At 27.9% G+C, this 9,567-nt stretch carries 11 protein-coding genes; all 11 read left to right on the top strand.

The features are described 5' to 3' along the window. Positions 1-185 precede the first annotated feature (185 nt). The 11 genes from IPH62_19360 to IPH62_19310 all read left to right on the top strand — a co-directional run bounded on the left by IPH62_19360 (position 186) and on the right by IPH62_19310 (position 9,017). Positions 186-641: a hypothetical protein gene (locus IPH62_19360; protein MBK7107430.1), complete on the top strand. Its 456-nt coding sequence runs from the start codon at positions 186-188 to the stop codon at positions 639-641. A 247-nt stretch (positions 642-888) separates the two neighbouring features. Then, the gene (locus IPH62_19355; protein ID MBK7107429.1) at positions 889-1,419 is read left to right on the top strand and encodes an alpha/beta hydrolase; all 531 of its coding nucleotides are present in this window, start codon (positions 889-891) and stop codon (positions 1,417-1,419) included. Between the two features lie 266 nt (positions 1,420-1,685). After that, positions 1,686-2,198 (top strand): hypothetical protein, encoded by a 513-nt coding sequence (locus IPH62_19350; GenBank protein ID MBK7107428.1) that lies wholly within the window; start codon positions 1,686-1,688, stop codon positions 2,196-2,198. 298 nt (positions 2,199-2,496) lie between these two features. Continuing rightward, complete coding sequence (locus IPH62_19345; GenBank protein MBK7107427.1) at positions 2,497-2,889, top strand: hypothetical protein; 393 nt, start codon at positions 2,497-2,499, stop codon at positions 2,887-2,889. 276 nt (positions 2,890-3,165) lie between these two features. After that, complete coding sequence (locus tag IPH62_19340; protein MBK7107426.1) at positions 3,166-3,648, top strand: hypothetical protein; 483 nt, start codon at positions 3,166-3,168, stop codon at positions 3,646-3,648. 16 nt (positions 3,649-3,664) lie between these two features. Further along, a complete protein-coding gene (locus IPH62_19335) occupies positions 3,665-4,162 on the top strand; it encodes a gamma-glutamylcyclotransferase (protein ID MBK7107425.1) in 498 nt (165 codons plus the stop codon). A gap of 199 nt (positions 4,163-4,361) precedes the next feature. Then, a complete protein-coding gene (locus IPH62_19330; protein ID MBK7107424.1) occupies positions 4,362-4,778 on the top strand; it encodes a hypothetical protein in 417 nt (138 codons plus the stop codon). 264 nt (positions 4,779-5,042) lie between these two features. After that, on the top strand, positions 5,043-5,567 hold the full coding sequence (locus IPH62_19325) for a DUF2569 family protein (protein ID MBK7107423.1): 525 nt from the start codon (positions 5,043-5,045) through the stop codon (positions 5,565-5,567). A 296-nt stretch (positions 5,568-5,863) separates the two neighbouring features. Beyond that, positions 5,864-6,955, top strand: a complete 1,092-nt coding sequence (locus tag IPH62_19320; GenBank protein ID MBK7107422.1) for a T9SS type A sorting domain-containing protein — start codon at positions 5,864-5,866, stop codon at positions 6,953-6,955. A gap of 1,345 nt (positions 6,956-8,300) precedes the next feature. Continuing rightward, entirely contained in the window at positions 8,301-8,669 is a 369-nt protein-coding gene (locus tag IPH62_19315; GenBank protein ID MBK7107421.1) for a type II toxin-antitoxin system RelE/ParE family toxin, read from the top strand. A gap of 6 nt (positions 8,670-8,675) precedes the next feature. Next, complete coding sequence (locus IPH62_19310) at positions 8,676-9,017, top strand: helix-turn-helix domain-containing protein (protein ID MBK7107420.1); 342 nt, start codon at positions 8,676-8,678, stop codon at positions 9,015-9,017. The last annotated feature ends 550 nt before the right edge of the window (positions 9,018-9,567 follow it).

The raw sequence follows: 9,567 nt of genomic DNA, 5'->3' as shown, positions 1-9,567 counted from the left end.
ATCTCAATTTCAAAAATGCATGAAATTCTTAAATCAAGTAAAAAAGTATTTCAAATTCTTTTAACATTACCCGTTCCAAATTCTATGTATTGGTGTGCAGGGCATTTATTTACTTTGAGTAAAACATGTGAGGTAAAAGTCAGATTGGATCCGTTTTTGGTTTTTGATAAAGATAGCTTTAGTCAATGAACTATAGAATGTTCATTTATGGAAAACCTCCAGAGTTAAATTCATTTAATTCTTTAAAAGAGATAACCCATGTTAGATGGATGGATGATCGTTATGATTTTTCTCAAACACAATTTACAGATGCTGTGTGGATTCCAAAAGAAAATGAAGTACATATTATTTTTGAAGAAGTTCCCAAAACTAATTTTTATGATTGTCGTGCAAGCAGATATTTTCATACAATTTTTAATAAAGAAACTAATAAAATTGAACATTTTGATGGTGCAATAAGAATTTATAATAAGTCTGAGATTGAAAAAAGAATAAATTGTCACGTAAAAGACGTTGGAAAAATTGGTAAACGAGTTAAGGTTTTCCAGGTTGATTCTGAAGTTGATGTCGAAAAATGGAGTAATGTCGCATCATCGTTTTTTGTGTGGAATGAGGATTTGAAAAATTATTTTAGTAATTAAAAGGTGTATAACCAGCAAATCAACCCGACCGCTTCGCTCAATTCTGGTTTGGTTTGTAAACAAAAAGTTGGGAAGTTAATTTAAGTTTTTAGTTAAAGTTTAGTACAATTTTGTAGAGTTAGTCGCAGTTTTTTTGTTGACAAAATTAAAAACTGCTCTTTAAAATAAACCATTCGTTATTTAATAAAATTGTTGTTTTCGGCGGACGGGTTATTTGCCACGCCGTTAGCAAGATAAGAACATGGAGATGAAGTTGAACAAATATTTTATAGTCCCGGGTTTAGGTAATTCTGGATCAAATCATTGGCAAACATTTTTTGAAAAATCAGAACTGAATTGCAAAAGAATTAATCAATTAGAGTGGAATTCGCCAATATGTGAAGATTGGATACAAACAATTGATAAAGAAATTATGCAACATAATTTAAATGATTGTGTAATTATTGGACATAGTTTAGGTTGTGCAACAATAGTACATTGGGCAATCAAATATAAGCGAATTATAAAAGGTGCACTACTTGTGGCACCAAGTGATTTGGAAGCGGAAAATTATACTTTCCCTGCAAAAGGATTTTCCCCAATACCAAGAGAAAAAATGAATTTTAAAACTATAATTGTAGCAAGCAATAACGATAAGTGGATAAAAATTGAAAGAGCAAAATATTTTGCGGAATGTTGGGGGAGTGAGTTTATTAATATTGGAAATGCTGGACATATAAATGTTGATTCTGGTTATGGCAACTGGTATGAGGGAATCGAAATATTAAAGAAAATTTAATTAATATCTTGCTAACCAACAAATCAACCCGACCGCTTCGCTCGTTTGGGTTTTGGGTAAAAATATAAATTGAAAGTTGTTTTGGCATTTTTGTTAAAAGTGAACAAAGTTCATAATGTTAAGTCGCAGTTTTTGCTGATGAAAATTAAAAACTGCTCTTTAAAATAAATCATTCGTTATTTAATAAAATTGTTCCGTCAGCTGACGGATTTAGGCGGACGGGTTATTTGCCACGCCGTTATATTGCTAATAAAATAATAGTTTATATGAACATTTTAAGAAATCAAATATTATTAATTCTTTTGCTGATTTTTGGAAATTCATTAGTTGTATTATCTCAAATAAAACAAGAAAATAGATATCCAAAACAAGCTTATATTGAAGATTCATCAAAAGTTTATTGGGCTATTTATCCCAATCCTTTTTCTCCTCCAACAATTAATGAATATACAAAAGGATTATTTTGTGGTTCATCTTCATTTTATTGTGAATTATCAGATTCTGTATTAGTTGCAATTAAAAACGAAAAAGATTCAATAATATATAGTCAATTTGTTTACACATTACATTTCCCTCATTTTAGTTATTGTACTTGGGTAGCTGGATCACAAATTGATAAATCTGAATTACCAAAATCTTTTTATCATTTTGAAAATAAACAAAAAATTAAAGTTGCCTTAATTGTTGAAGGTAAAGAGAAATGTTATAGAGAAGGTACAATTAATGATAAAAGATATTATTGGATACAAAATAATAAAAGGAATATATCGTTAAAGTAATTAAAAAAATAAAAGCAATATAACAAACAAATCAACTTGACCGCCGTTCTGGTTCGGTGGAAATTTGTAAAAAGTGGCATTAGAAGCTTAATTTAAGTTTTTTGTTAAAAGGGAACGTAATTCTGAAAAGTGAGTCGCAGTTTTTACTAAAGATAAATTAAAAACTGCTTTGGTAATTTTACTATTCGTTATTAAATAAAATTGTTGTTTTGGGCGGCAAGTTATTTGCGCCGCCGTTATATAGCAAATATGAATTGAAAGATTAAATAAATATATATTTATAAAAAGAGGTGATCAAATGATCGGTAACTCTAAATCTATCCATTTCTCATTGGATGATAATCATTCAAATTCAGTAATTTCAAGAATATTTTCAATGTTAACATTAGCAACATTTTTAACATTTGTTGGATTCATTCTTTTCGTAGTTTTTATTATTTACTTTATTCCGATTTATTTAGATTACAAAAAATTATCAATGTTATCTGAATTTCATACATTTGCTTCTGAAAATTTATCATCAATTCGTTTTTTTACTTATTTGATTTTAGGAATAGGAATTTCAACTGCAATAAATTTATTAATCGGATTTACCCATAAAAAGAAATATTTAATGTTAATTAGCTCATTAACATTTATATTCTCAATCATATTGTTTATAAAAACTCTCGTAATGTTAATGCCGGATTAATATTATGAGAAAGAGCAATTACTAAAAATGCTATATAACCAACAAATCAACCCGACCGCTTCGCTCAATTCTGGTTTGGTTTGTAAACAAAAAGTTTGGAAATCTATTTTAGTTTTTTGTTAAAGTGAAGTGCAATTCAGAAAAGTAAGTCGCAGTTTTTGCAAAAGATAAATTAAAAACTGCTCCTAAAAATAAATCATTCGTTATTTAATAAAATTATTGTTATTGGCGGACGGGTTATTTGCCACGCCGTTAGCTGTAAATTTAGGAGTTCCCTTGAAATCAATATTAAACATGATAGCATTTATCACTTTACTAGTTAGCAGTATCACTTATTCTCAAACTGGGAAAGATGGTCTAAAGGTTTCAAATCAAGGAGTAATTGAATATCTTGTTGAGGATGTTTCAACTGATGGAAAAGCTATTGGACTAACAAAAGAAAGAATTATTTCTAAACTTGAATTATCAATAAGACTTGCAAAAATTAGGCCTATCAAAAGTAAGGAAGCTCTTGATGGTTATTTATATGTTAACATAAATGTCGTCGGTAACGCCTTTACTATTGAATTAAATTATAATCGGTATGTGGCTTATTTTTATGGAAGCGGAAAGAAAACTCAACATCAGACTGTTATTGCAACGACATGGTCAAATAGCATAACTGGGTCTCTTGGAGGAGGTTCATCAGAGTTTATTGTAAATACATTACAATCTTCTCTAGATGAATTTTTAAATGATTTTTTAGCGGCGAATAATTAAATAATAGGATATCATAATGATTTATTTCGCATACGGTTCAAATATGTCATTAAAACGATTATCTTCCCGTGTCTCAATAAAAAAAACTATTGGAATTGGTCAATTGTTTAAGTATAAACTTATGTTTCATAAAATTAGCTCTGATGGTTGTTCTGGTAAATGTGATGCATATTATACTGGTGAAGTGTCAGATATCATGTTTGGTGTCATTTATGAAATTGAAGATAGTGAGCTAAATAAACTTGACAAATACGAAGGTGTTGGTGATGGATACAAAAGAAAATCTATTTTACTTAAGACTTATCCAGATAATACAGAGTGTAGTGCAATTACTTATTGCACAGAAAAAATTAATTCTGAATTAAAACCATTTTCTTGGTATACGAAACATGTTATTGTTGGAGCTATAGAAAATAAACTTCCCGAGTATTATATAGATAAAATCAAGGCTGTAGAAACTATAAAGGATAAAAATAAAGAGCGAGAAGAAGAGCAGTTAAGTATATACAGCTAACAAACAAATCAACCCGACCGCCGTACCGGGTTGGGTTTTGTATAAAAATATAAATTGAAAGTTGTTTTAGCATTTTTGTTAAAAGTGAACAATGTTCAAAAAGTTAAGTCGCAGTTTTTGCTAAAGGCAAAATAAAAACTGCTTTGTAAAATTAACCAATCGTTATTTTGTAAAATTTAAGTTTTAGGCAGCGGGTTATTTGCCACGCCGTTATATTGCAAGGAAAGAAATGAAAAGATTAACTGTATTATTATTATTGATTTTACTTAATTGTACCTTCGGTCAAGAACAAAAATTTATTTCTGATAGCTTATTCTTTTCAATAAGTAATCAAAGTTATGAAATCCCGAATGTAGATATTATCATTATTGTAAATGGTGATACATTATTTAATAAAATTATGAATGTAGATGACCAACATAATTATGAATATGTATCCACAAATATATTAACTTATTTAACTGAAATATCTATTGAATCAATCAAAGGGAAAGCCAGAACTGATTTTCGATATGAACATTATGAGAATGAAAATTTTGTTATTGAATTTTATGATATAAATGGAGTAGGCTATTTTGGATTATCAAAATTCAAAATAATGCCATTAGTAGACTAAATAATATTTTTAAAAAAATATGCAATATAACCAGCAAATCAACTTGACCGCCGTTCCGGTTCGGCGAAATTTAGTAAATAGAAAATTTAGAAATCCAATTTAAGTTTTTTGTTAAAGTGGAATTCAATTCAAGAAAAAGGTGAGTCGCAGTTTTTGCTAAAGATAAATTAAAAACTGCTTTGGTAATTTTACCAATCGTTATTTTGTAAAATTGTAATTTAGGGCGGACAAGTTATTTGCAACGCCGTTATAAGCAAACATCATATGGAAGAAAATTCAGAGTATTATTGTTCTGATTGTGGAAACCCAGTTAAAGAAAGTGATACAAAATGTTCAAATTGTGGGGCAGAGCTCAACGATGAAGAAGTAGAAAAATTATCTGGTTTTGAAGGTTGGCTTTTAGTCCCTTTATTATGGTTAATTGTTGGACCAATTGTTTCCATAATTAGTTTAGTCACATTTATTAGACAAATTCCACTTGCATTGGAATTCGGATTTGGGATTGAGTTTGGGTTGGAGATTTTCATACAAATAATTTTATTAATATTAATGCTGTATGCTGGTTTTTATTTTTTCCAAAAAAGAAAAAATGCTCCACGCATTGTAATTTTTTGGTTGAAAGTGAGCATTCTGCTTAGTTTTATTCTCTTAGTAGTTGAACTTTTAACTGGCGCTAATGGTCTAGCTATTGAGAATGGAAAGCAGTTTTCTAAAGATATTATAAGTGCAATCATCTGGATACCATATTTTAGAAAATCTAAACGTGTTAAAGCCACATTCACTAAATAATTATTGCTTATAACCAGCGCCTCAACCCGACCGCCATTTTAGTTCGGCGGATTTGTGATTTTTGAAATTGTGTTTTAGTTATAGTTTGTTGTTCTAAGTGTTCGGTCTAATTAATTAACTTACAAACTGCACTTTTGCTGACGCAAGTTAAGTGCAGTTTGTTAAATATTTATCAATTATGTTTTACTCGGCTTCCTTGTTATGGGCGGCGGGTTAAGCGCAACGTCGTTAGGCATTATAAATATAGAATAAAAAAAATGAACAAAAATTAATTTATATAAAGGAGTCTGATAATCATGAGGAAACTGTCATTATTTATTTTATTAATATCAACGACTGTTATACTTAATGCTCAAATTCAAATAACATTTTCTGATTTATTAAATATTTTAGAACCAGGAAGACAATGGTTACAAGTAAGCAACGGCAATGTACAAACAACTATGAATGTCGGAAGTGCTAGCGGATCATCTCAGAATTGGACTACACCTATTATTGACTTTTCTGATACAATTACAGCAGTTAATATTTCTCTAACAAATTCGTGGTATTCATCTGATTTTCCCGAAGCTACTCATTGTCAAGATTTAAATAATCGTACCCTATCCGAAAATTATTACAAATTAGATAACACTGGACTCTATTATTTAGGATTTGTTCATGATACAACGTTGTATAAACATATTAATAATAGGTATTTAATTATTGACACAATAATTACAATAAAAAATAATACAAATATCTTTCCATTACCGCTAATTTATGGTGCATCAAAACATGAAGCCGATACAACGGATGATGGATTTGGAAAAATATCTATTGCAACTTCAACTCAATCTGTAGATGCTTTTGGGAATTTTACATTTCCTTTCGGAACTTATTCAGCATTAAGAATATTGGAAAACACGAAAACCCAAAACTATGTGAATGGTATATTTCAAAATGAAGATGATCAATTAAGTATTTCATGGATAACAACTGCGGGAATATTTCAAGTAGATGTTGACTCTTCTTCTAGCACTTCAGGAACAATAAATATAACCAGTGCAAGACTTACAAAATTTAATGATGCTCCAACGGCCATAAATGATGGAAAATCTAATATCTTTTCCTCCTTTACATTGTATCAGAATTTCCCGAATCCTTTTAATCCCTCAACTAAAATTGAATTTACAGTTCTCAAAAGAAGTAGAATTAGTATTAAGATATATAATATAAATGGCCAATTAGTAAAAGAATTACTCAATGAAGAAAAAAACTCTGGGGATTATATAATTATGTGGGACGGTCAAAATGAAATCGGAACAAAAGTGGCTTCTGGTACTTATTTTTACCAAATTAAAGCCGGTGATTTTACTCAGATAAAGAAAATGTTATTATTAAAATAGTGCCAAATTATACTAACTACAAATAATGCCTAACAAACAAATCAACCCGACCGCTTCGCTCAATACTGGTTTGGTTTGTAAACAAATAGTTTGAAAGTTCATTTTTGTTTTATGTTAAAGTGAAGTACAATTTAGTAAATTAAGTCGCAGTTTTTGCCAAAGGAAAATTAAAAACTGCTCTTTAAATAAACCATTTGTTATTTAATAAAATTGTTGTTTTGGGCGGACGGGTTATTTGCGCCGCCGTTATACACGGTTTAAAAACTATTTAAAATTGTCTTTATAGTTTTGTAAAGTTTTAAGTTTTCAAACTTTTGTAAAATCAAAATTAAGTTTTGTTGCAAAGTTTTTAAAAAGTTATTTCTTCCAAAATTAAAGTTTTCGTTCTTTCAAATATTTTGTTAAAGATTTTTCCAAGTTTTACATTTTTGTAAAATATAAAATTGCTGTTTTGGTTTTTCTATACAAAAAATGTATTTAAAATTTAGAGCTGTTTAAATTTCCAATAAATAAATATTTTCAAAAAGATATGCAAAAAATCTGTCAAATAAATATTCAAAAAATAGTTAAAACAAAAAATTTGTATAAAAGTGTATAACACGCAAATCAACCCGACCGCTTCGCTTAATTTCAGTTTGGTTTGTAAACAAAATTAAAAACTGCTTTTAAAATAAACAATTCGTTATTTAATAAAATTGTTGTTATTGGCGGACGGGTTATTTGCCACGCCGTTATACACGGTTTAAAATCTATTTTAAATTGTCTTAAAAGTTTTGTAAAGTTTTAAGTTTTCTAACTTTTATAAAATCAAATTATGGTTTTTTCAAAAATTATAAATTGTAAATCATTTCTAAAAATTAGTTTTCGTTCTATTAATTATTTTTGTTTAACATTTTTCAAAGTTTTCGTTTATCTAAAATGTAAAATTGCTGTTCAAGTTTTTCTATTCAAAAAATGTATTAAAAATTAGAGCTGTTTAATATTTTCAAATAAATTATTATTTCGTAAAAGATTAAAAAAAATCTATTAAATTAAATTTTCTAAGAAAGTTAAAACAAAAAATTTCAATAAAAGTGTATAACACGCAAATCAACCCGACCGCTTCGCTCGTTTGGGTTTGGTTTGTAAATAGAAATTTTGAAAGTCAATTTTAGCTTTATGCTAAAGTGAAGTACAATTCAGAAAGTTTAAAAACAATGTTTGTGAAAAAAGTTAAACATTGTTTTGTAAAATTCTAAATTCGTTATTAATAAAATTAAATGTTTAGGGCGGACGGGTTATTTGCCACGCCGTTATGCTTGTAAAAACAATTTGACAAATGTAACACAATGTGATATATTTACTCATGCTAAATCTTAAAACTAAATGGTTTAATAAATGGGCAAAGAAGAACTCTATTTCTGATAAATATTTATTAAATGCTGTTGAAAATTTATCAAACAATCTTGGAGTAAGTAATTTAGCTAATGGACTTTACAAAGTTCGAATATCAAAAGAAGGACGTGGTAAAAGTGGAAGTTTTAGAACTATTTTAGTTTATAAAAAATCTGATATTGCAATATTTGTCTATGGATTTTCAAAAAATGAAAAAGATAATTTAGATGAAAATGAATTAAGATATTTTAAAAAATTAGCTAAAGATTTATTAGAAATTGAAAGACATAATTATTCAGAACTCGTTAAGTTAGGCACATTTGTTAGTATAAAGGAATAAAATTAAATGAGAGCAAAAATAAAAGAAGCGATTGGGAAAACAGTCCAAGATTTAATTTCAAATAATTTAAAAATATCATTTACAGAAAAAGAATTGAAAGCACTTGAAGTAAAAATTCCGAAAGTCAAAATAAATGCAAAAGATATTCAAAAAATTAGAGAACGGACAAAATTAAGTCAAAATGTATTTGCAAAAGTATTAAATGTAAGCTCCTCTTCAGTAAAACAGTGGGAACAAGGGAAAAGAATTCCAACTGGCTCAACAAAAGTTCTATTAGAACTTCTCAAAGAAAATCCAAATATTCTTAATTATAGAATTGAATCATATAAACTTATAGAACAAGCATAACCAGCAAATCAACCCGACTGCCGTACTGGTTTGGGTTTTGAGTAAAAATATAGTTTGAAAGTTCTTTTAGCGTTTTTGTTAAAGTTTGAAAGTACATTTAATTAACCAAAAACTGTTGTTGCTAAAACAAAATTAACAACAGTTTTTATAAAATTCGGCGGAAACAAATTAACTTAAGTTTGTTGTTTTTGGCAGCGGGTTATTTGCCACGCCGTTATACACGGTTTAAAATCTATTTAAAATTGTCTTTTAAGTTTTGTAAAGTTTTAAGTTTTCAAACTTTCGCAAAATCATATTTTTGTTTTTCGTAAAAATATAAATTCGTAAAATATTTCTTAAAATTAGTTTTCGTTCTTTTAATAATTTTTGTTAAACATTTTTCTAAGTTTTAGTTTTTCTAAAATGTAAAATTACTGTTCAAGTTTTTCTAATCAAAAAATGTATTTAATATTTAGAGCTTTTTAAATATTTCAATAAATAAAAGTTTTTATAAGATTTAAGAAAAATCTGTTAAATAAATATTTCAAAAAAGTTAAAAAAAAAATTATCA

This window comes from Ignavibacteriota bacterium (assembly GCA_016708125.1).
Classification (GTDB): domain Bacteria; phylum Bacteroidota; class Ignavibacteria; order Ignavibacteriales; family Melioribacteraceae.
This window is presented reverse-complemented; position numbering and strand designations above follow the sequence as displayed.